The sequence below is a fragment of the Cupriavidus cauae genome (genome assembly GCF_026210475.1).
In the GTDB taxonomy this organism is placed as follows: Bacteria; Pseudomonadota; Gammaproteobacteria; order Burkholderiales; family Burkholderiaceae; genus Cupriavidus; species Cupriavidus cauae.
In genome coordinates this window covers 1,361,894-1,382,566 of sequence record NZ_CP080293.1, presented here as the reverse complement: position 1 = coordinate 1,382,566, position 20,673 = coordinate 1,361,894, and the positions used below count along the sequence as shown (strand labels likewise).

Below are 20,673 nucleotides of genomic sequence, written 5' to 3'. Positions count from 1 at the left end.
CGCCATGTGGGCGGCGCGTCCCCGCGCTCAGCCCGCCCCTTCTCCGAACTCCGCCCGCCCCGTCCCAGGTCTCAGCCCGCCCCGCCCTCGATCGGCGCCGCGCCGGCCGACAGGCTGGCCCAGATGCGGTCGACCAGCTCCCGCTTGCGGCGCAGCTGGCTGCCGCGCCGGTCGTTGCCATGCTCGCCGGGCCGCGCCCGGTACAGCCGGATCTCCATCTCGATCGACAGCGGCGCCGCGCGCGGGCCCTCTGCCCGCACCAGCCGGCCCTGCGCGACCTCCTCCCGCACCGCGCTCTCGGGCAGGAAGGCCAGGCCATGGCCGGCCAGCGCCATCACCTTCAGGGCCTCGGCCATATCGGTCTCGTAGCATTTGTCGAGCTTGAACGACTCGCTGGTGTCCGACAGCAGCATCTCGACCATCCGGCCGAGGAAAGCGTTGGGCGTATAGCTGAGGAAGGACACCGGCTTGCGGTCGGTGCCCGGCAGCCGGTACAGCGGCTTGCCGCTGGCATCGGGCACGCTGAACGGCGACATCCGCTCGACGCCGAGCACCAGCATGTCGTAGTGCGAGGGATCGAGCTGGATCGCCTGGCGCGGATGGTGGTAGACCATCACCAGGTCGCAGCCGCCCTCGACCAGCATCAGCACCGCGTCGTGCACGTTCAGCGCGCGCAGCCGGCAGGCCAGCGTGCCGACCTGCCGCTCCAGCGCCTTCAGCCATTCGGGGAAGAACGTCAGCGATAGCGTGTGCGGCACCGCGAATTCGAGCATCTGCGCGTTGGCCGAGCGCTGGCCGCGCATCAGCGCACGGGTCTCGCTGACCTGGGCCAGCATCGCCAGCGCCTGCTCGTAGAACACCTTGCCGGCCGGGGTCAGATTGGTTGGATAGCTGGAGCGGTCGATCAGCTCGGTGCCGAGCCAGGCCTCGAGCGACTGGATGCGGCGCGAGAAGGCGGGCTGGGTCACGTGCCGCAGCTCGGCCGAGCGCGAGAAGCTGTGCGTCTCCGCCAGGCTGACGAAGTCTTCAAGCCATTTGATTTCCATGGCGCATTATCTCCCGGCGGCCGCCGGCGCAAAAATATTCTAGAACGCTCGATCGAAGCGGAATATGATTCCCCACTGGATCGCTTCGGCACCACATTTTAGATCGGCTTGCTCGGCCCGGCTGGCTATGATCGGACCCATCCGCTCTCTTGCCCTTCGGAGTTTCCATGCCAAGCCTGCACGCCGAACCGCAGTCGCGCCTGTCGTCGCCCCAAGCCGCCGGCCCGCAAGCCGGCCTGCCGTCCTCGTGCGAACCGTCCGCACTGTCCGCGCTGTCGCCGGCGCTGGCACGGGTGTTCGACGACAGCGCGCGCAGCGTGGCGGCGCAGGTCCAGGCCTGCCTCGGCGACGATGCCGACGCGCTGCTGGCGCTGTTGCCCGCGGCCGCGCGTGCCGGCAGCCCGGACGGCTATACGCGCCACCTGATCTATGCCGACCCGATGGCGCGCTTCTCGGCGATGCTGCTGGTCTGGCGCCCGGGCCAGGCGAGTCCCGTGCACGGGCACCGCACCTGGTGCGCCTACCGCGTGCTGCAGGGCTCGCTGTACGAGCGGCACTACCGCTGGGACGAGGCGGCGCAAGTTGCGCGGCCGAGCGGCGGCGTCGTGCGGGAGCCGGGCGCGGTGTTCAGCGTGCCGGCGGGGCTTGGCCATATCCACTCGCTCGGCCATGCGGGCCGGGGCATGGACAGGGGCATGGCCCAGGACATGGACCAGCACGACGGCGAGGCCGGCGACATCGCCGTCTCGCTGCATCTGTACGGCGTCGAGGCCGCGCAGATCGCCACCGGCATCAATCTGCTGGTGGCGACGGGCTAGCGCAGCATCAGGCGGTGAGGCGCGGTGCGGCGCGGTGAGGGCGCAGCGAGGCGCGATGGCCGTGGTTGGGCGCGGTGGCGCCGCCCGTTCGCGATCCAACGAATCCCGCCATACCGATGGAGCCAGCACGATGGACCGATTTGACCGATACGACCGCCAGATCCTGGCCGAGCTGCAACAGAACGCCGACCTGCCGGTGGCCGAACTGGCCGAACGGGTCGGCCTGACCTCGACGCCCTGCTGGCGCCGCGTGCAGAAGCTGCAGGAGAGCGGCGTGATCCGCAAGCGCGTGGCGCTGCTCGACCCCGCCAAGCTGAACGTCGGCGTCACCGTGTTCGTGTCGGTCCGCACCAACCAGCACAGCGCGAAGTGGCTCAAGACCTTTCACGGGCTGGTGGCATCGATCCCGGAGGTCACCGAGTTCTACCGGATGGCCGGCGACACCGACTACCTGCTGCGCGTGGTGGTGCCCGACATCGCCGCCTACGACCGCGTCTACAAGCGGCTGATCCAGGGCGCCGAGCTGGCCGACGTCAGCTCGAGCTTCGCGATGGAGCAGATCAAGTACACGACGGCGCTGCCGCTGGAGTACGTTTGAGCATCGCCCCGGGGCCTCAGCCCCGATGTGCCCACCCGGTCATCCGCTTCTCCAGCACGGCAAACAGCTCGTACATCGCCATCGCCATCACCGCGATCACCACCAGGCCGGCGAAGGCCAGCGGCATCTTCATCGCCGAGCCGGCCGATACCAGCAGATAGCCGATGCCCTCGTTGGCCGCGTTCATCTCCGACACCGTGGTGCCGACGAAGGCGAGCGTGATGGCCACCTTCAGCGAGGCGAAGAAATACGGCAGCGCGCGCGGCAGGCCGACCTTGAACAGCACGTCGGTGCGCCGGGCGCCCAGCACGCGCAGCACGTCCTCCAGCTCCGGCTCCAGCGTCGCCAGCCCGGTGGCGATATTGACCATCACCGGAAAGAACGAGATCAGGAACGCCGTCAGGATCGCGGGCCCGGCGCCGAGGCCGAACCACACCACCAGGATCGGCACGAAGGCCGCCTTGGGCAGCGCGTTGAACGCGGTCATCAAGGGATAGCCGGCCGCATACGCGAGCCGCGACGAGCCCATCAGCAGGCCCAGCACCACGCCGACCGCGATGGCGATGCCGAAGCCCACCATCGTCGTCCAGAAGGTGCGCCACGCATGGACGGCGATCACGTCCCAGTAGTCGACCAGCGACACCACGATGGCTGCCGGGCTGGGCAGGATGAAGTCGGACACGTCGAAGATCATGCAGGCGCCCTGCCACAGCAGCAGGCAGGCGGCCAGCAGCAGCCAGGGGGCGACGCGCTCCACGCGCCGCTGGGTCGAATCGGTCAGCGTGGTCATCTCAGTGCTGGCGGACATGGCCGATCTTCTCGCGCAGCATGTGCACCAGATCGGCGAAGGGTTCGGTATAGGTCAGTTCGAGATCGCGCGGACGCGGCAGCTCGATCGGCTTGCGCATCAGGATGCGGCCCGGCCGCTGGCTCATCACGTAGACCGTGTCGGCGAGGAACACCGCCTCGCGCAGGTCGTGGGTGACCAGGATCACGTTGAAGCGTTGCGCCTGCCACAGGTCGCGCAGCACGCACCACAGTTCTTCGCGGGTGAAGGCGTCGAGGGCGCCGAACGGTTCGTCCAGCAGCAGCATGCGCGGCTCGTGGATCAGCGCGCGGCAGATCGACGCGCGCTGCTGCATGCCGCCCGACAGCTGCCACGGGTACTTGTCCTCGTAGCCCGCCAGCCCAACGGTGCGCAGCAGCGTGCGGGCGCGCTCGACGTATTCGTCGCGGCGGGCCCGCAGCGTGGAGCGGTAGGGCTCGACGATCTCCAGCGGCAGCATCACGTTCTGCAGCGTGGTGCGCCACGGCAGCAGCGTCGGCGCCTGGAAGGCCATGCCGACCATCTTCAGCGGGCCGGTCACCTTCTCGCCTGCGATCTTCACGACGCCGCGCGTGGCCGGCTTCAGCCCCGTCGCCAGCTTCATGAAGGTCGACTTGCCGCAGCCCGACGGGCCGACGATCGCGATGAACTCGCCCGGCCGCACCTGCAGCGAGATGTCCTCGACCGCAAACTCGCCCTGGCGGGCCAGCTCGTCGTTGTAGGCGAGCCAGACGCGATTGAAGTCGACGAAGGGAGCTTCGGCGTCGGCGGCGGGCGGTGCGGCCGGTGCCCCCGGCACGCCGCCGCAGACTGTGGTGGATACCGCGGCCGATGCTGTAGTCGATGCAGCAACCGATGCAGCAAGGTCGGCCGTCATCGCAGCACGTCCAGTTCCGCCGCCGACGGCAGATAGGCGTCGGTCCACAGCGCATCCGGATTGATCCGGCCCTTGGTGCCGAACGCATCGGCCACCTGCGAGGCCATCAGCGACAGGCGCGGCTTGTTGACGCGGCCGAAGCCGTCGGCGCGGGCATCGGGCGACTTGACCACGCTGTCGAGCGCGAGCTTCAGGCGCCGGACCTCGAGCTTTTCGTCGATGATGCCGTCGCGCGCCTTGACCGCCTTGATGCCCTCCTCCGGCCTGGCGATCACGTCGCGCGCTGACTTGGCGAAGGCCCGCAGGAAGGCCTTGACCGCCTCGGGGTTCTTCTTCAGGAAGTCCTCCGACGCGATCACCGCGTTGCCGTACAGCTTGACGCCGTATTGCGGGTACGGCAGCACCACGATGTCCTCGTCCTTCACGCCGCGCGCATTGAGGTTCAGGATCGAGGTGAACGAGAAGCCGGTGATCGCATCGAGATCGCCGCGCGTCAGCATGGTCTCGCGCAGCGTCGGGTCCATCGCCTGCCAGTTGAAGCTCGATGCCTGCAGGCCGTTGGCCTTGGCGAAGATCGGGAAGGCGCGGCGGCCGGCGTCGAATACCGGCGCACCGAGCTTCTTGCCGGCGAGGTCCTTCGGCGCCTTGATGCCGGACTTCTTCAACGCCAGCACGGCGGCCGGCGTGTTGTTGTAGACCATCATCACGGCGACCGGCTTGTTCTTCGCGTCCGGGTTGTTGCCGTAGAACTCCATCACCGAGGCGAGGTCGGCGAAGCCCATGTCATAGGTGCCGGAGGCCACGCGGTTGACTACATTGCCCGAGCCATTTCCGGCGTCGATCGACACATCGAGCTTCTCGGCCTTGTAGTAGCCCTTCTGCTCGCCGAGCAGGAACAGCGCCGATGGCCCCTCGAAGCGCCAGTCGAGCTGGAAGCGGACCTTGGTCGCCGCCTGTGCATGGGCCGGCGTGGCCCATTGTGTCGACAGCACCATCGCGGTGCCGAGCAGCGTGCCGAGCAGCGTGCCGAGCCGCAGCATCCGGCGCCGCAGCGGCGATGGCGCCGTGCCGGCCTGCGCCCCGCGTGCGCCCTCGCCCCGATGCATGTCCTGCGGCGCCTGCGGCTGCGTTTGCTGCTGCGGATCCTGGTGTTGCGACCTGTGGTGCGGCATGTTTGCTCTCCTGTTCGTGCCTGTTTTGCGCGAACAGTGTCTGCAAGCGATATGCCAGCCCAAACCGCATCAAGGCGGCCCCAAAGCGGGGCATGGCCGCGTCCGTTTGTCCAACCAAACTTGTGCATCGCGCCTGGCCACGCGTGATTGCACGCGGCCATTGTCGACAATGCGAGGGCGGCCGCCTGACGCGGTCTCAGGCGGCCATGGGCGATGTCAGGCGATCTCGGCCGATCTCAAGTGGCCTGCGGCTCGACCTCAGGCGTCCTGCGTCGCGTCGCCGAGGTCCGCCGCGACCGCGGCGGCGCCTTCGATGCGGGCCAGTTCGCCGCCGTTGGCATCAGCCGCCCCATCGGCCGTCCCGTCCGCCGACGTCGCGCCCTGCGCCGCGCTGCGCGCCTGGATGCGCCACATCTCGGCATAGCGTCCGTCGGCACGCATCAGCTCGGCATGCGTGCCGCGCTCGACGATGCGGCCGCGGTCCATCACCAGGATCTGGTCGGCATGCACCACGGTGGACAGGCGGTGCGCGATCAGCAGCGTGGTGCGGTTCTGCGCGAGCCGCATCAGTTCGGCCTGGATCGCCTGCTCGGTGCGCGAGTCCAGCGCCGAGGTGGCTTCGTCGAAGATCAGGATCGGCGGGTTCTTCAGCAGCGTGCGCGCGATCGCCACGCGCTGCTTCTCGCCGCCCGACAGCTTCAGCCCGCGCTCGCCGACCGGCGTGTCGTAGCCCTGCGGCAGCTCGCGGATGAAGGCGTCGATCTGCGCGGCGCGCGCGGCCTCGATGACCTCCTCGCGGCTCGCGCCCGGGCGGCCGTAGGCGATGTTGTAGTAGATGCTGTCGTTGAACAGCACCGTGTCCTGCGGCACGATGCCGATCGCGCGGCGCAGGCTGTCCTGCGTCACGGTGCGGATGTCCTGGCCATCGACCAGCACCGCGCCGCTGCCGACGTCGTAGAAGCGGAACAGCAGCCGCGCCAGCGTCGATTTGCCCGAGCCGCTATGGCCGACCACCGCGGTGGTGGTACCGGCGGCGATCGTGAAATCGACATCGTCAAGGATGCGCCGGTTGCTGTCGTAGCCGAAGCCGACATGGCTGAAGCGCACCTCGGCGCCCTGCACGGCCAGCGGGCGGGCATCGGGCGAATCCGCGACCTCGCGGTTGGTGCCGAGCAGCACGAACATCCGATCCATGTCCGTGGTGGCCTGCTTGATCTCGCGGTAGATCACGCCGAGGAAATTGAGCGGGATGTACAGCTGGATCATCAGCGTATTGACCAGCACCAGGTCGCCCAGCGTCAGCACGCCCTCGGCCACGCCGACGGTGGCGCGCCACAGGATCAGGATCAAGCCGATCGCGATGATGGCCTGCTGGCCGAAGTTCAGCAGCGACAGCGAGTTCTGCGAGCGGATCGCGGCGGTCCTGTACGTACGCAGGTTCTCGTCGTAGCGCGCGGCCTCGTAGGCCTCGTTGCCGAAGTACTTGACGGTCTCGAAGTTCAGCAGCGAGTCGATCGCCTTCTGGTTGGCGCGCGAATCCAGCTCGTTCATCTTGCGGCGGAAGTGCGTGCGCCATTCGGTCACCACCACCGTGAAGACGATATAGGCCAGCAGCGCGCCGCCGGTGATCGCGGCGAACCAGATGTCGTAGTGCAGCAGGAAGAAGCCCATCACCAGCGCCATCTCGACCAGCGTGGGAAGGATGCTGTACAGCGAATACGAGATCAGCGACTGGATGCCGCGCGTGCCGCGCTCGATGTCGCGGCTCATGCCGCCGGTCTGCCGGTCCAGATGGAAGCGCAGCGACAGGCTGTGCAGATGGCGGAACACCTGCAGCGCGATCTCGCGCACCGCGCTCTGCGTGACCTTGGAGAACAGGATCTCGCGCAGCTCGGTAAACAGCGTGGTCGACAGCCGCAGCAGGCCGTAGGCGACGATCAGCCCGGCCGGCACCGCCAGCAGCGCGCGCGGATCGCCGGGCGCGATGTTCATCGCGTCGATCAGGCGCTTCATCAGCACGGGCACGCCCAGGTTGGCGGCCTTGGCGGCCACGAGGCAGGTGAGCGCCAGCATCACGCGCCACTTGTAATGCCACAGATAGGGAAGCAGGTTGCGCACGGTCTGCCAGTCGCTGCGCTGGCCGCGCGCGCCGGAGAACAGCGGCGAGGACGGCGCCGTGGGGGCAGGCTCGTCCGTCGTGGAGTAGCGTCGCATACGTTAGAATTCGGGCGAATATGCGATTGTCGCAGAGTTCGGGGCGAGGGGTTTTCCGCCTGTGTTTCCGCTGTATTGCCCCAGTATTGCCCCAGTATTGCCCCTGCACGCGCCCGGCTTTTCCTTCTGCCCCGCCCGTTTTGGACCGGCCCTGATTCGGGCCCATGAACCGGGCTTGTTGAAGGGGCCTATGGATCTGGCCCATGAACTCGGCCTGTGAATCGGCCCCTACTGCCCTTGCTGCCCCTGCTGCCTTCCGGATTGACCATGAGCGAACCCCAGACCCTGTCGTCCCTGCCTCCCGGCAAGAACCCCGCGCTGCGCGTGGTGCCGATGCCCGCCGATGCCAACGTGCACGGCGACGTGTTCGGCGGCTGGATCATGGCGCAGGTCGACATCGCCGGCTCGATTCCCGCGGTCGAGCGCGCGCAGGGCCGCGTCGCCACGGTGGCGGTCAATTCCTTCCTGTTCAAGCATCCGGTGTTCGTCGGCGACCTGGTCAGCTTCTATGCCGACATCGTCAGGACAGGGCGGACCTCGATCACCGTCGAGGTCGAGGTCTATGCGCAGCGGATGCGCCATAGCAACGAGATCGTCAAGGTCACCGAGGCCACGCTGACCTATGTGGCGACCGACGAGGAACGGCAGCCGCGGGTGCTGCCGAAGGTCTAGGACGGGCGCCGCCGCATCGCGTGCACCCCGCCCTCTCCTCCAGCTCCTCTGGGAGAAGGGCAGGGAGAAGGGGTGGCCTGCCCCCTTCCCCGATCAATTGAACCGCGAGAAGTCCGGCTTGCGCTTCTCGAAGAAGGCCGTGAAGGCCTCCTTCGCTTCGGGCGACTGCAGCAGCCGGCGGAACACCGCGCCCTCCTGCGCCATCTGCGTCTCCATCTGCGCGGTATCCGCGCCCTTCATCAGCCGCTTGGTTTCCCGCAGCGACGACGCCGGCAGCGCCGCCAGCTTGCGCGCCTGCGCCAGCGCGAAGTCGTGCAGCTCGGCGCCGGCCACCACGCGGGTCACCAGCCCGATCTGCTGCGCCTCCTGCGCACTGAACGGCTCGCCCAGCAGCAGCTTCTCGGCCGCGCGCTGGTAGCCGGCCAGGCGCGGCAGCAGCAGGCTCGACGCGGCTTCCGGGCACAGCCCCAGCTGCACGAACGGCAGCGAGAAGCGCGCGCCCTCGGCCGCATAGACCAGGTCGCAATGCAGCAGCAGCGTGGTGCCGATGCCCACCGCCGGCCCGCTGACCGCCGCCACCAGCGGCTTGGCGGCATGGCTGATCTCGTGCAGGAACTGGAACACCGGCGCCTTGGCGGCATCCTCCTCGCTGCTCGGCGGCCGCTTCAGGAAGTCTTCCAGATCGTTGCCGGCGGTGAAGATCTCGTCCTTGCCGCGGATCACGATCGCCCGCACGGCGTCGTCGGTGGCCGCCGCGCGCAGCGCGTCGGCCATCTGCTGGTACATCGCCGCGGTGATCGCGTTCTTCTTGTCCAGGCGGTCGAACTCGATGGTCAGCACGCCTTGCTCGATGCGGGTCAGGATGCTCATGGTGTCTCCTTGGTGGTCGGTGTTCTCGTCGATGTTCTTGGCCGTGTTCCCGGCGATGTTCCCCTCTGTGCCGCCGCGACGGGAACCGCCCCGGGGGAAACGCGGTTCCCCGGAGCGGCTTCCCGGGGCAATCCCTGGGCTCGCCCTCTCGTCAAACCCGTTCGAAGATGCCGGCGGCGCCCATGCCCGTGCCGACGCACATGGTCACCATGCCGTACTTCAGGTTGTGCCGGCGCAGCGCATGCACCACGGTGGCCGAGCGGATCGCGCCGGTCGCGCCGAGCGGGTGGCCCAGCGCGATCGCGCCGCCCATCCGGTTCAGCTTTGCCGGATCGAGGCCCAGATCGCGGATCACCGCCAGCGCCTGCGCGGCGAAGGCCTCGTTCAGTTCGATCCAGTCGAGCTGGTCCTGCGTCATGCCGGCGGCCTTCAGCGCGGCCGGAATGGCCTCCTTCGGACCGATGCCCATGATCTCCGGCGGCACGCCGCGCACCGCGAACGACACGAAGCGGGCCAGCGGCATCAGGTTGCAGGCCTTCAGGATCTTCTCGGAGACCAGGATCAGCGCGCCGGCGCCGTCCGAGGTCTGCGAGCTGTTGCCGGCGGTCACGCTGCCCTTGTTGGCGAACACCGGGCGCAGCTTCGCCAGCCCCTCCAGCGAGGTATCGGGACGCGGGCCCTCGTCCAGCGACAGCGTGCGGGTCTTCAGTTCGACCTCGCCGCTGGCCAGGTTCGGCAGCTTCTCGACGATCTCGACCGGCGTGATCTCGTCGGCGAACTCGCCGGCCTGCTGCGCGGCCAGCGCCTTCTGGTGCGAGGCCAGCGCGAAGGCGTCCTGGTCCTCGCGGCTGACCTGCCACTTGCGCGCGACCTGCTCGGCCGTCAGGCCCATGCCGTAGGCGATGCCGACGTTCTCGTCGCGCGCGAAGATCGACGGCGACATCGACGGCGTATTGCCCATCATCGGCACCATGCTCATCGACTCGACGCCGGCGGCGATCATCACGTCGGCCTCGCCGACGCGGATGCGGTCGGCCGCCATCGCGACGGCGCTCAGGCCCGAGGCGCAGAAGCGGTTCACCGTGATGCCGCCGACCGAGGTCGGCAGGCCCGACAGCAGCGCGCCGATGCGCGCGACGTTCAGGCCCTGCTGCGCTTCGGGAATCGCGCAGCCGACGATGGCGTCCTCGATCAGCGCCGGGTCCAGGTTCGGCACCTGCGCCAGCGCGGCGCGCAGCGTGGTGGCCAGCAGATCGTCGGGCCGGTAGTGCTTGAACGCGCCCTTGGGCGCCTTGCCGATCGGCGTGCGGGTCGCGGCAACGATATAGGCGTCTTGCAGTTGTTTCATGATCGATTTCCTCGCGTGCCGATTAGTTGCGCACCGGCTTGCCGGTCTGCAGCATGCCCATGATGCGTTCCTGCGTCTTGGGGTTGCCGAGCAGTTCGATAAAGGCGCGGCGCTCCAGCGCCAGCAGCCATTCCTCGCTGACCAGCGCGCCCGCTTCGACGTCGCCGCCGCAGACCGCCTCGGCGATGCGCGAGGCGATCAGGAAGTCGTGCGCGGAGATGAAGCCGCCGTCGCGCATGTTGACCAGCGACGCCTTGATGGTGGCGATGCCCGAGCGGCCCGCCACCGGCACCAGCTCGCCCTGCGCGGGCGGACGGTAGCCGGCCTCGTGCAGCGCGCGCACTTCGCTGCAGGCGACATGCAGCAACTCGTGCACGTTGAAGACGATCGGATCGCCCGCCTGCAGATAGCCCATCTGCCGCGCCTCGAGCGCCGAGGCCGAGACCTTGGCCATCGCCGCGTTCTGGAAGCGCTGCGTCAGGAACTGCAGATAGTTGGTGCTGCCCGCCGCCTGCGCGGCGCGCGCGGCCGCCAGCGCGGCCTCCTTCAATCCGCCGCCAGCGGGCACCAGGCCCACCCCGACCTCGACCAGGCCCACATAGGTCTCCAGCGCCGCCACGCGCCGCGCCGAATGCAGCATCAGCTCGCAACCGCCGCCCAGCGCGATGCCGGACGCCGCCGACACCACCGGCACCGCGGCGTACTTGACGCGCATCATGCCGTCCTGGAACTTCTTGACGAAGGGCTCGACGCCCTTGGCGCCGCCCATCATGAAGGCCGGCATCGCCGCCTCGAGGTTCGCGCCGGCCGAGAACGGACCGCCCGGCGCGCCGAGCTGCAGCGAGGTCGGCTGCCACACCACCAGGCCCTTGTAGGCGCTCTCGGCCAGATCGATCGCGCGGATCAGCCCGTCGATGGTGTCCGGCCCGATCGTGTTCATCTTGCTGTTGAACGAGATCACCAGCACGTCGTCCTGGCCCTCGCAGACCCAGATCCGCACCGCGTCGTTCTGCTCGACGGTGCGGCCGGCCTTGCGCGGATCGACCGCGTCGCTGCCCTTCAACGCGGCGCGGAAGGCCTGGCGGCGATAGACCGGCAGCGCGCTGCGGCCGACGAACGACTGCGTGGCCGGCGACCACGAGCCCTGCGCCGAATGCACGCCCTGGTTGTCCGCCACCGGGCCGGCGAAGACCCACTCGGGCAGCGGCGCCTTCGACAGCGCCTTGCCGGCCTCGATGTCTTCCTTGACCCATTGCGCGACCTGCTGCCAGCCCGCGGCCTGCCAGTCCTCGAACGGACCGGAGTTCCAGCCGAAGCCCCAGCGGATCGCCAGGTCGACGTCGGCCGCCGAACCTGCGATCTGGTCGAGATAGACGGCGATGTAGTGGAACACGTCGCGGAAGATCGCCCACAGGAACTGCGCCTGCGGATTGCCCGACTCGCGCAGCAGCTTGATGCGCTCGGCCGGCTCCTTCTTCAGCATGCGCGCGACGATCTCGTCGGCCTTGCCGCCGGCGTCGACGTACTGGCCGGTCTTCGCGTCCAGCACCTTGATCTGCTTGCCTTCCTTGCGGTAGAAGCCGGCGCCGGTCTTCTGGCCCAGCGCGCCGGCATCGACCAGCGACTTGAGCACCGCGGGCGTCTGGTACACCGGCGCGAACGGATCGTCCTGCAGGTTGTCCTTCATGGTCTTGATCACGTGGGCCATGGTGTCCAGGCCCACCACGTCGGCGGTGCGGAAGGTCGCCGACTTGGCGCGGCCCAGCTTGCTGCCGGTCAGGTCGTCGACCACGTCGAACGGAATGCCGTACTTCTCGGCCTCGGCGAACACCGCCAGGATCGAGAAGATGCCGACCCGGTTGGCGATGAAGTTCGGCGTGTCCTTGGCGCGCACCACGCCCTTGCCCAGGGTCGTGGTCAGGAACGCTTCCAGGCGGTCGAGGATGGCCGGCTGCGTGGCCTCGGTCGGGATCAGCTCGACCAGATGCATGTAGCGCGGCGGATTGAAGAAGTGCACGCCGCAGAAGCGCGCCTTCAGCTCGGCGTCGAAGCCCTCGGACAGCGCGGTGATCGACAGGCCGGAGGTGTTGGTGGCGAAGATCGCATCGGTGCCCAGATGCGGGGCGACCTTCCGGTACAGGTCGTGCTTCCAGTCCATGCGCTCGGCGATCGCCTCGATCACCAGGTCGCATTCCTTCAGCAGCGCGAGGTCGTCCTCGTAGTTGGCGGCGCGGATCAGGCCGGCGTCGTCCTTGAGACCGAGCGGCGCGGGCGACAGCTTCTTCAGGTTCTCGATGGCCCGCAGCACGATGCCGTTCTTCGGGCCTTCCCTGGCCGGCAGATCGAACAGCACCACCGGCACGCGGGCATTGACGAGGTGGGCCGCGATCTGCGCGCCCATGACGCCGGCACCCAGCACGGCGACTTTCTTGACGATGAAATTGGACATGCGCGCTCCTCGGAGGTGAGCGTTGAAATGATGGATGTCCTCGGTTGCCTTCCCTCCCCCGCCTGCGGGAGAGGGAAAACCGGGAGGATGGTCTCGGTGTCTCGGCGGTGCCTCAGAACAGCTCGGCGTCCAGCGCCATCAGCGTGCTGGCGCCGGCGCGCGCCATGCGGATCTGCGCGGCGGTCTCCGGCAGCAGCTTGGCGAAATAGAAGCGCGCGGTGGCCAGCTTGGCGGTGTAGAACTTGTCGCCGCTGCCCTGCTTCTCCAGCGCGATCTTGGCCATGCGGGCCCAGAAGTAGGCGAACACCAGGTGGCCGACCACGCGCAGGTAGGGCACCGCGGCGGCGCCGATCTCGTCGGGATTGGCCATCGCCTTCATGCCGATCTCCATCGTCAGCTTCTGCACCTTGTCGCCGAGGTCCGCCAGCGGATTGATGAACTCCTGCATCGCCTCGTTGGTGCCCTCGGCCTCGACGAACTCCTGCACGATCTTGCCGAACGCCTTCATCTTCGCGCCCATGTCGCCGAGGATCTTGCGGCCCAGCAGGTCCAGCGCCTGGATCGTGTTGGTGCCCTCGTAGATCATGTTGATGCGGGCATCGCGCACGTACTGCTCCATGCCCCATTCGGAGATATAGCCGTGGCCGCCGAACACCTGCATGCCCTCGTTGGTGGCGATGAAGGCGTTGTCGGTCAGGAAGGCCTTGATCACCGGCGTCAGCAGCGCGACCAGGTCGCCGGCCTGCTTGCGCACGGCCTCGTCCGGGTGCGACAGCTCGCGGTCGATCTGCAGCGCGGTCCAGTAGCTGAAGGCGCGGCCGCCTTCTGCGAAGGCCCTCTGCGTCAGCAGCATGCGGCGCACGTCGGGATGCACGATGATCGGATCGGCCGGCTTGTCCGGCGCCTTGGGCCCGGTCAGCGAACGCATCTGCAGCCGCTCCTTCGCGTAGGCCACCGAGTTCTGGTAGGCGACCTCGGTCAGGCCCAGGCCCTGCATGCCGACGCCAAGGCGCGCGGCGTTCATCATCACGAACATCGCGTTCAGGCCCTTGTTGGGCTCGCCGACCAGCCAGCCGCGCGCGCCGTCCAGGTTCATCACGCAGGTGGCGTTGCCGTGGATGCCCATCTTGTGCTCGATCGAGCCGCAGACGATGCCGTTGCGCTCGCCCGGATTGCCGTCGGCATCGGGAATGAACTTCGGCACCACGAACAGCGAGATGCCCTTGGTGCCCTGCGGCGCGTCAGGCAGGCGCGCCAGCACCAGATGGATGATGTTGGCCGACAGGTCGTGCTCGCCTGCCGAGATGAAGATCTTGGTGCCGGTCAGGCTGTACGAGCCGTCGTCCAGCGGTTCGGCCCTGGTGCGCAGGATGCCCAGGTCGGTGCCGCAGTGCGGCTCGGTCAGGCACATGGTGCCGGTCCACTCGCCCGACACCAGCTTGGGCAGGTAGCGCTGCTGCAGCTCGGGCGTGCCGTGCGCGTGCAGCGCCTCGTAGGCGCCGTGCGACAGGCCCGGGTACATCGTCCAGGCCTGGTTCGCCGAGTTCAGCATCTCGAACAGCGCGTTGTTGACCAGGATCGGCAGGCCCTGGCCGCCGAATTCGGGATCGCACGCCAGCGCCGGCCAGCCGGCCTCGACGTACTGCCGGTAGGCTTCCTTGAAGCCCGCCGGCGCGGTCACGACGCCGTCGCCGTGGTGGGTGCAGCCCTCGCGGTCGCCGCTCTGGTTCAGCGGGAAAATGACTTCCGAGCAAAACTTGCCGGCTTCCTCGATGACCTGGTTGATGGTGTCCGCATCGACGTCGGCATGCGGCGGCATCGCCTTGAGCTCGGCCTCGACGCCGAGCAGTTCGTGCAGCACGAATTGCATGTCGCGCAGCGGAGCGGTGTACTGGCCCATCAAGATCTCCTTGGAGTTGGCGAAGCCGCCGCGCCGCTGGTGCTGTCAAGCACGCCATGCCCGCGACGGCATCAGGTACGGTAGGACTGAATCAGCTTGTTGAGCGCGACCATGGCAAGCTCGGCGCTGTCGGGCAGGCGCAGGAAGCGGGCATCGTGATGCAGCCCCAGCTCGAGGCTGTACATCTCGAACAGCATCAGCCGCGGATCGCAATCCGCGCGCAGATGGCCTTCTTCCTTGGCCTGTTCGATCGCGCGTGTCAGCGCGGCCCGCCAGATCGTGACGCTCTTGATCAGCTCGTCGCGCACCGGGCTTTCCGCGCGGTCATCGTATTCGACCGCCCCGCTGATGTAGATGCAACCGGTGGTGACTTCCTGGATCCGTTTTTCCATCCAGCGCCGCACCATCGACCACAGGCGCGGCAGACCGCGCGGCTCATTCAGCGAGGGATAGAAGACCTCCTGCTCGAACCGGCGGTGATACTCGCGCACCACCTCCACCTGCAGGTCTTCGCGCGAACCGAAATGCGCGAACACGCCGCTCTTGCTCATTTGCATGCGTTCCGCGAGCAGACCGATGGTCAAACCTTCGAGTCCGTCGCGGGACGACAATTCCAGTGCGGCGTCGAGAATCGCCACCCGCGTCATCTCCCCCTTGCGCATCGGGGTGGGAGAAGCGTTGGCGGCGGATTCGAGACGGGCTGACTGGTGTCGCATGATTTTTCTCCGTACTTTTTGCGGCATCGGTTCGCGATGCCGCGCTTGGCCCTGGCCTGTGATGTCGATCGCCGCGGCCCCGCCGGACAAGGCGGCGCCGGGTGGCGAATGCACGCAGTCTAAGCCAAAAAAGAACGGTCGTTCAGATTATTCTGGCCGCGCCTGCCGCTATCAAGTTTTTAATTAGACCTTCGTTTCTAAACCGAACTTGCACCGAACTGCGGTGCAACATCCGCCGGCCGGCGTCAGCGGCGAGGCCGATGTGCGGATGCGCGCCGCATTTTGCCGCAAGGCAGCACCGGCATGCCACGTTCAATAGCGGCCGGCCGCGCCGGCCACCATGACGCCGAAGCGCAACAGCATGTAGGCGGTCCAGTCCAGGCAGCGGCGCAGGCGGCCGCGGCGGGCATGATCCTCCGGCACGACCGGCGCGCTGCGCAGCGCGATCGCACGCTCCAGTTCGCGGCGCAGCTCGGCGGCGAAGGCCTCGTCGTAGACCGCCACATTGGCCTCGCGCGCCAGCAGCAGGCTGAACGGATCCATGTTGCTGGAGCCGACCGTCGCCCAGCTGTCGTCGACCACCGCAACCTTGGCGTGCAGGAAGCTCTCGGCGTACTCGTGGATCTCGACGCCGGCCTCGAGCAGCGTGGCGTACAGCGCGTGGGTCGCGTAATGCTGCAGCCTGTACTCGACCATCCCCTGCAGCAGCAGCCGCACGCGCACGCCGCGGCGGCGGCAGGCCAGCAGCGCGCGCCGCATCTTCGCGCCCGGCAGGAAATAGGCGTTGGCGATGATCACGTCGTGCCGCGCCGCGCCCAGCGCCTGCAGATAGGCTCGCTCGATGGTGCGGCGATTGCGCAGGTTGTCGCGCAGCAGCAGCGCCGCCCGCACGCCGCCCCCCGCGGCCGGCGCGGGCACCGGGGCCTGCGCAAGCGGAAACTCGCCGGCCAGGCCGGACAAGCCGCCAGCGATCCCGCCGCCCTGCATCTCGCCGCGCAGCGCGAGCCGCCACCACAGCCGCTCGGCGGTCAGTGCGACCTGGCCGGCCAGCGGGCCGGTGACGCGCACCGCGAAGTCGTAGCGGGGACCGAGCTGGGCCTCGTCGAAGGGGCCGTGATTGTGGTCGTCGATGATGTTGATGCCGCCGACGAAGGCGATGCGCCGGTCGATCACCGCGAGCTTGCGGTGCAGCCGGCGCAGATGCCGGCGCGCCAGGCGAAAGCCCCGCAGCGGCCGGTACACGCCGAGCCTGACGCCGCCCTGCTGCAGCCGCTCGACCAGTGGCGCGGGCATGTCGCCGGCGCCGAAGCCATCGACCAGCAGATGGACGCGCACGCCGCGCTCGACCGCGCGCACCAGCGCGTCGGCGACCGCCTGGCCGACCTGGTCGTCGGCATAGATATAGGTCTCCAGCGAGACCGACAGCACCGCCTGGTCGATCGCCGCGATCAGCGCCGGGAAATATTCGCCGCCGCCGCGCAGCAGCTCGACGCGGTTGCCGCCCACCGGCCGGCCGGGCCCGGTGTGCAGCAGGCGGGGGCCGTGCCGCCCTTCGGCGGCCGTGGCCGCCGTGGCAGCCGTCTCGCCTTCCACCGCATGGGCGGCGATCCTGGAGGACCGGGTGGGTTCGCGTGGGCTCTCGGACAAGGGCATGGCGGCATTATCGGTCACCTCGCGGCGGGAACGCCACCCGGCGGGCATTGGCGCCCGAAGTCGGGCCAGACCTTGGGCCGGACTTCGGACCAGACTTCGGACCAGACTTCGGGCCAGACCTCGGGCCGGACTTCGGGCCAGACCTCGGGCCAGACCTCGGGCCAGACCTCGGGCCAGACCTCGGGCCAGACTTCGGGCCAGACTTCGGGCCAGACCTCGGGCCGGACCTCGGGCAGGACTTCGTGGCCGGAGGGACGGGCCCGCGCCGACTCTGCTATCGTCGCGCTTTCTTCCCGACGTTGTTGCTGACATCGTCCCCACCGTCGCCCCGCGCACTCAGGTGCGCACCGCGTTGCGCATTGAACTGATTCGATCGTGAAGGTATTCGGTATCGCCGGCACTTCCGGCAGCGGCAAGACCACCTTGCTGGACCAGTTGATTCCCCGCTTCGTCGCCGCCGGGCTACGCGTGGCCGGCGTCAAACATACCCATCACGGGTTCGACCCGGACACGCCGGGCAAGGATTCGTGGCGGATGCGCGAGGCGGGCTGCGCCAATGTGGTGCTGGTCGGTGCGCGCCATCTGACGCTGATGCGCCGATACGAAGAAGGCGCGCCGCCGCCCGAACTGGCCGACGCGCTGGCCGTGCTGCCCGCCGATACCGACCTGGTGCTGGTCGAGGGATACAAGCACAGCGACGTGCCAAAGCTCGAGGTCTATCGTCCCGGCCACGGCCGGGCGCCGCTGTGGCCGGAGGTGCCCGGCATCGTCGGCGTCGCCACCGATGCGCCGGACGAAGTGGCCGCGCTGACCCGGCTGCCGGTGCTCGACCTGAACCGGATCGACGCCATCGAGGCCTTCGTGCGGGAACGGGCCGGGCTGTAGCGGAAGCGGACGCCTTGGCGCGGCCTCGCCGCCGGGCCGGCGGCCCCCGGGCGACTAGCCGGCCGCGCCCGCCGTCTCATCGCTGTGCCGCGGATTGGCCTCGGGCACCTGCGGCCGCGCCAGTTCGGCGACCAGCGGCACATGGTCCGAGCGCTGCGCCCAGTCGCGCCCGGTCAGCACGCGGGCGCGCTCGATCTCGAAACCGCGCACGTAGATCCGGTCGAGCTGCCACCACGGCATATGGCTCGGAAAGGTATGCAGCCGCGAGCCGCGCGCCTGCGAGGCCTCCAGCGCGCCCAGCGTGTTGCAGATCAGCGCATCGAGCCGGTGGTTCCAGTCGTTGAAGTCGCCGGCGATCACCAGCGGCGCGTCCGCCGGCACCACATTGCGCACGCGTTCGACCAGCGCCTCGGCCTGGCGCGCGCGGCTGCGCGCGAACAGGCCGAAATGCACGCAGATCAGATGCGCCTCGATGCCGTGGACGTCGGCGACCGCATGCAACAGGCCACGCTGCTCGAAGCGGTGGTCCGAGATATCGAGGTTCTCCGACATCAGGATCGGATGGCGCGACAGGATCGCGTTGCCATGGTGGCCGTGGTCGTAGACCGCGTTGCGGCCATAGACCGAGTGCGGATAGGCGTCGGTTGCCAGGTAGTTCAGCTGCGTGTAGTCGGAATCGAACAGGGAGGCGGCCACCAGGCGATCGTTGCGGTCCTGCACTTCCTGCAGGAAGACGATGTCGGCGTCGACCGTCTGCAGCCCGTCGCGGACATGCTGGATGCGCGGACGACGCGCGAAGCCGGTCAGCCCCTTGTGAATGTTGTAGGTGACCACGCGCAGCTTCATCGCGGCCCTCCGGCTTGGCCGGCGCCTGCTGCGTCCACGGCGGCGCCCCCAGCGTTCATGGCGCCCGCGCCGCAAGCAGTCGCCCCGGCCGCCGCTCGCCACGCCAGCTGGCGCACCGCTTCGGCGTTGCTCGACGAGAAGCAGCGCGCGGCCGCCTGCTCCCACGGCAGCCAGACCGATTGCAGATGCTCGCGCGGCGACAGCGTGACCGGCAGCGGCCGCTCGACGCACAGGCCGAACCAGTGCTCGACATTGCGCGTGACCCCGGGCGCGTAGCGATGGCGCCATTCGGGATAGATCTCGTATTCGATGTGGTGGCCCCAGTCCTGCAGGCGGTGCTCGCTCGCGACGATGCCGGTTTCCTCGGCCACCTCGCGGGCGGCCGTCAATGCCAGGGGTTCGTCGGGGGTATCGAGGCTGCCGGTGACGGATTGCCAGAAGCCGGGACGGTCGGCGCGCTCCAGCAAGAGGACCTGCAGATCGGTCGTATGGATCACGACCAGCACGGATTCGGGAATCTTGTAGGGCATGGGATCGGACGAGAACAGGCTGACAAGCTTAACGCAGTTGCCCGCCGGCGCCACCGGCGTTAGTCCGACAAGCCCGGAAGCCGTGGGGATGATGTGATGGCATGGGCACTGAGGACGCGCTGCGGCCGCGGCGCTCTCGACCCAGGATGTTCTTCCTCTCTTCCTCGGGGACGAGGATTGCGGAGGGGGGATGGTTCCAATGCGCCGTGGCCCGACCACCTGCCGCTACCCTCTCCGCCGCCCCTCTGCCGCTTGCGGGAGAGGGGAGAAAATCCGCGGTCAGGCGCGCTCTTCCCGGACGCCCGCTTCGCGCACCCAGCTGTCGAACACTTCCGGCGAGTCGCCGTGGCCCCAGGCGGCGCGCAGTTGCTGCATCAGCGGCGCCAGCGATTCGGTGTAGCGCGCGGCGGCGGCGTGCGCCTCGGTCGCCAGCGCTTCGGCGGCCTGGTTGGCGCGCGCCTGCATCTCGGTGCGCGCCTGCGCGACCTCCTTCTCGCGCTGGCCCAGCGCGTGGTACTTCTGGATCAGGAAGCGCTGGTAGTCGCCGCCCTCGCCATGCGGGGCCTGCGCGGCCTGCGCGTTCACCTGCTCGAAGCGCAGCACGATGCTGGCGGTCTCCTGCTCGATCTGCGCGGCCTCGGCGACCAGCGCCTGCGCCGCATCCTGCAGCGCCAGCGCGTCGCGGCGACGCGCCTGCAGTTGCGCGGCCATCGTCTCGAAGGTGCGCTGCGCGGCCAGATAGGCCTGCACCACCGGCTGCGGCGCGACCACCAGCAGCGGATCGGCGCCGCTGCCGCGGCGGCCCGTCAGCAGGGCATCCTCCGGCAGGCGCAGGTTGCCGACTTCCTCCAGCCAGCGCCCGCGCGCCATCACCGCGGCAACCGTATCGAGCGCCACGCGCCGCAGCGCCTCGGCGCGCTGCATCTGCACGGCGCCGCCTTCGGCCGCCGCGCTGCCCACCTGCGCGGCGTGCGCGATATCGGGGACGCAGGCGGCCACCGTGGTCGCCACCGATTCCGACATCGCCTGCGCGGACTTGCGCACCGCCCGGCGCAGCTCGAAGCGCGCCAGCAGCATCATCACCAGCCCGGCGACCAGCCAGGTCAGGATCGTCTCCGCGTGCTGCAGCAGGAATTGGCGGATCAGTTCGATATCCAGTGTCACCTTTGTTCTCCCCTTGTCAGGTGCGGCTGCCCGCGGCAGCCCGATGGATGACCTCGCGGGGTGGCCGATCGTTCCCATGGGAAACAATT

Annotated in this window: 18 protein-coding genes; 4 read left to right on the top strand and 14 right to left on the bottom strand. The window is 68.7% G+C overall.

Annotated features, from left to right (window positions below):
- Nucleotides 1–71: 71 nt before the first annotated feature.
- On the bottom strand, nucleotides 72–1,046 hold the full coding sequence (locus KZ686_RS06175; RefSeq protein WP_149317659.1) for a LysR substrate-binding domain-containing protein: 975 nt from the start codon (nucleotides 1,044–1,046) through the stop codon (nucleotides 72–74).
- A 167-nt stretch (nucleotides 1,047–1,213) separates the two neighbouring features.
- On the opposite strand from KZ686_RS06175, the gene KZ686_RS06170 reads away from it, so the two are divergent.
- Together KZ686_RS06170 and KZ686_RS06165 are read left to right on the top strand one after the other, a co-directional pair.
- Nucleotides 1,214–1,864, top strand: coding sequence for a cysteine dioxygenase family protein (locus KZ686_RS06170; protein ID WP_265633240.1), 651 nt, complete (start codon nucleotides 1,214–1,216; stop codon nucleotides 1,862–1,864).
- Nucleotides 1,865–1,994: 130 nt separating this feature from the next.
- Nucleotides 1,995–2,462: an Lrp/AsnC family transcriptional regulator gene (locus tag KZ686_RS06165; protein WP_149317657.1), complete on the top strand. Its 468-nt coding sequence runs from the start codon at nucleotides 1,995–1,997 to the stop codon at nucleotides 2,460–2,462.
- A 16-nt stretch (nucleotides 2,463–2,478) separates the two neighbouring features.
- On the opposite strand, the gene KZ686_RS06160 is transcribed toward KZ686_RS06165, so the two are convergent.
- The 4 genes from KZ686_RS06160 to KZ686_RS06145 all read right to left on the bottom strand — a co-directional run bounded on the left by KZ686_RS06160 (nucleotide 2,479) and on the right by KZ686_RS06145 (nucleotide 7,551).
- Nucleotides 2,479–3,252 (bottom strand): ABC transporter permease, encoded by a 774-nt coding sequence (locus KZ686_RS06160; RefSeq protein ID WP_149317984.1) that lies wholly within the window; start codon nucleotides 3,250–3,252, stop codon nucleotides 2,479–2,481.
- A gap of 1 nt (nucleotide 3,253) precedes the next feature.
- Entirely contained in the window at nucleotides 3,254–4,165 is a 912-nt protein-coding gene (locus KZ686_RS06155; RefSeq protein ID WP_226108525.1) for an ABC transporter ATP-binding protein, read from the bottom strand.
- Nucleotides 4,162–5,337 carry an ABC transporter substrate-binding protein gene (locus KZ686_RS06150; RefSeq protein ID WP_407648517.1) on the bottom strand — a complete coding sequence of 392 codons (1,176 nt, stop codon included), beginning with the start codon at nucleotides 5,335–5,337 and terminating at the stop codon, nucleotides 4,162–4,164. The genes KZ686_RS06155 and KZ686_RS06150 overlap by 4 nt, the downstream gene beginning before the upstream one ends.
- 258 nt (nucleotides 5,338–5,595) lie before the next feature.
- A complete protein-coding gene (locus tag KZ686_RS06145; RefSeq protein ID WP_149317656.1) occupies nucleotides 5,596–7,551 on the bottom strand; it encodes an ABCB family ABC transporter ATP-binding protein/permease in 1,956 nt (651 codons plus the stop codon).
- 267 nt (nucleotides 7,552–7,818) lie between these two features.
- On the opposite strand from KZ686_RS06145, the gene KZ686_RS06140 reads away from it, so the two are divergent.
- Nucleotides 7,819–8,223 carry an acyl-CoA thioesterase gene (locus tag KZ686_RS06140; RefSeq protein WP_149317655.1) on the top strand — a complete coding sequence of 135 codons (405 nt, stop codon included), beginning with the start codon at nucleotides 7,819–7,821 and terminating at the stop codon, nucleotides 8,221–8,223.
- Between the two features lie 93 nt (nucleotides 8,224–8,316).
- Here KZ686_RS06140 and KZ686_RS06135 read toward each other — a convergent pair whose 3' ends face one another.
- The 6 genes from KZ686_RS06135 to clsB form a co-directional block, all read right to left on the bottom strand.
- The gene (locus KZ686_RS06135) at nucleotides 8,317–9,093 is read right to left on the bottom strand and encodes an enoyl-CoA hydratase (RefSeq protein ID WP_150084461.1); all 777 of its coding nucleotides are present in this window, start codon (nucleotides 9,091–9,093) and stop codon (nucleotides 8,317–8,319) included.
- A gap of 151 nt (nucleotides 9,094–9,244) precedes the next feature.
- Nucleotides 9,245–10,444: an acetyl-CoA C-acyltransferase gene (locus KZ686_RS06130; protein ID WP_265633422.1), complete on the bottom strand. Its 1,200-nt coding sequence runs from the start codon at nucleotides 10,442–10,444 to the stop codon at nucleotides 9,245–9,247.
- Between the two features lie 19 nt (nucleotides 10,445–10,463).
- Complete coding sequence (locus tag KZ686_RS06125) at nucleotides 10,464–12,890, bottom strand: 3-hydroxyacyl-CoA dehydrogenase/enoyl-CoA hydratase family protein (protein WP_265633239.1); 2,427 nt, start codon at nucleotides 12,888–12,890, stop codon at nucleotides 10,464–10,466.
- Between the two features lie 112 nt (nucleotides 12,891–13,002).
- Nucleotides 13,003–14,790, bottom strand: a complete 1,788-nt coding sequence (locus tag KZ686_RS06120; RefSeq protein WP_265633238.1) for an acyl-CoA dehydrogenase C-terminal domain-containing protein — start codon at nucleotides 14,788–14,790, stop codon at nucleotides 13,003–13,005.
- Between the two features lie 71 nt (nucleotides 14,791–14,861).
- Nucleotides 14,862–15,452: a TetR/AcrR family transcriptional regulator gene (locus KZ686_RS06115; protein ID WP_006578334.1), complete on the bottom strand. Its 591-nt coding sequence runs from the start codon at nucleotides 15,450–15,452 to the stop codon at nucleotides 14,862–14,864.
- A 366-nt stretch (nucleotides 15,453–15,818) separates the two neighbouring features.
- Nucleotides 15,819–17,159, bottom strand: coding sequence for a cardiolipin synthase ClsB (gene clsB, locus KZ686_RS06110; RefSeq protein ID WP_265633237.1), 1,341 nt, complete (start codon nucleotides 17,157–17,159; stop codon nucleotides 15,819–15,821).
- Nucleotides 17,160–17,534: 375 nt separating this feature from the next.
- Here clsB and mobB point away from each other — a divergent pair, with 375 nt between their 5' ends.
- Nucleotides 17,535–18,044, top strand: coding sequence for a molybdopterin-guanine dinucleotide biosynthesis protein B (gene mobB / locus KZ686_RS06105; RefSeq protein WP_265633236.1), 510 nt, complete (start codon nucleotides 17,535–17,537; stop codon nucleotides 18,042–18,044).
- A 54-nt stretch (nucleotides 18,045–18,098) separates the two neighbouring features.
- Here mobB and KZ686_RS06100 read toward each other — a convergent pair whose 3' ends face one another.
- From KZ686_RS06100 to KZ686_RS06090, 3 genes are all read right to left on the bottom strand, one after another.
- Complete coding sequence (locus KZ686_RS06100; protein WP_150084471.1) at nucleotides 18,099–18,890, bottom strand: endonuclease/exonuclease/phosphatase family protein; 792 nt, start codon at nucleotides 18,888–18,890, stop codon at nucleotides 18,099–18,101.
- Entirely contained in the window at nucleotides 18,887–19,420 is a 534-nt protein-coding gene (nudB, locus tag KZ686_RS06095) for a dihydroneopterin triphosphate diphosphatase (protein WP_150084473.1), read from the bottom strand. Before nudB ends, KZ686_RS06100 begins: the two co-directional genes overlap by 4 nt.
- Nucleotides 19,421–19,699: 279 nt before the next feature.
- Entirely contained in the window at nucleotides 19,700–20,584 is an 885-nt protein-coding gene (locus KZ686_RS06090) for a hypothetical protein (protein WP_149317646.1), read from the bottom strand.
- Nucleotides 20,585–20,673 lie beyond the last annotated feature (89 nt).

Bases quoted from the DNA above. Each gene is read 5' to 3' on its own strand.
- KZ686_RS06175 (WP_149317659.1), bottom strand. From the start codon at position 1,046: ATGGAAATCAAATGGCTTGAAGACTTCGTCAGCCTGGCGGAGACGCAC.
- KZ686_RS06170 (WP_265633240.1), top strand. From the start codon at position 1,214: ATGCCAAGCCTGCACGCCGAACCGCAGTCGCGCCTGTCGTCGCCCCAA.
- KZ686_RS06165 (WP_149317657.1), top strand. From the start codon at position 1,995: ATGGACCGATTTGACCGATACGACCGCCAGATCCTGGCCGAGCTGCAA.
- KZ686_RS06160 (WP_149317984.1), bottom strand. From the start codon at position 3,252: ATGACCACGCTGACCGATTCGACCCAGCGGCGCGTGGAGCGCGTCGCC.
- KZ686_RS06155 (WP_226108525.1), bottom strand. From the start codon at position 4,165: ATGACGGCCGACCTTGCTGCATCGGTTGCTGCATCGACTACAGCATCG.
- KZ686_RS06150 (WP_407648517.1), bottom strand. From the start codon at position 5,337: ATGCCGCACCACAGGTCGCAACACCAGGATCCGCAGCAGCAAACGCAG.
- KZ686_RS06145 (WP_149317656.1), bottom strand. From the start codon at position 7,551: ATGCGACGCTACTCCACGACGGACGAGCCTGCCCCCACGGCGCCGTCC.
- KZ686_RS06140 (WP_149317655.1), top strand. From the start codon at position 7,819: ATGAGCGAACCCCAGACCCTGTCGTCCCTGCCTCCCGGCAAGAACCCC.
- KZ686_RS06135 (WP_150084461.1), bottom strand. From the start codon at position 9,093: ATGAGCATCCTGACCCGCATCGAGCAAGGCGTGCTGACCATCGAGTTC.
- KZ686_RS06125 (WP_265633239.1), bottom strand. From the start codon at position 12,890: ATGTCCAATTTCATCGTCAAGAAAGTCGCCGTGCTGGGTGCCGGCGTC.
- KZ686_RS06120 (WP_265633238.1), bottom strand. From the start codon at position 14,790: ATGGGCCAGTACACCGCTCCGCTGCGCGACATGCAATTCGTGCTGCAC.
- KZ686_RS06115 (WP_006578334.1), bottom strand. From the start codon at position 15,452: ATGCGCAAGGGGGAGATGACGCGGGTGGCGATTCTCGACGCCGCACTG.
- clsB (WP_265633237.1), bottom strand. From the start codon at position 17,159: ATGCCCTTGTCCGAGAGCCCACGCGAACCCACCCGGTCCTCCAGGATC.
- KZ686_RS06100 (WP_150084471.1), bottom strand. From the start codon at position 18,890: ATGAAGCTGCGCGTGGTCACCTACAACATTCACAAGGGGCTGACCGGC.
- nudB (WP_150084473.1), bottom strand. From the start codon at position 19,420: ATGCCCTACAAGATTCCCGAATCCGTGCTGGTCGTGATCCATACGACC.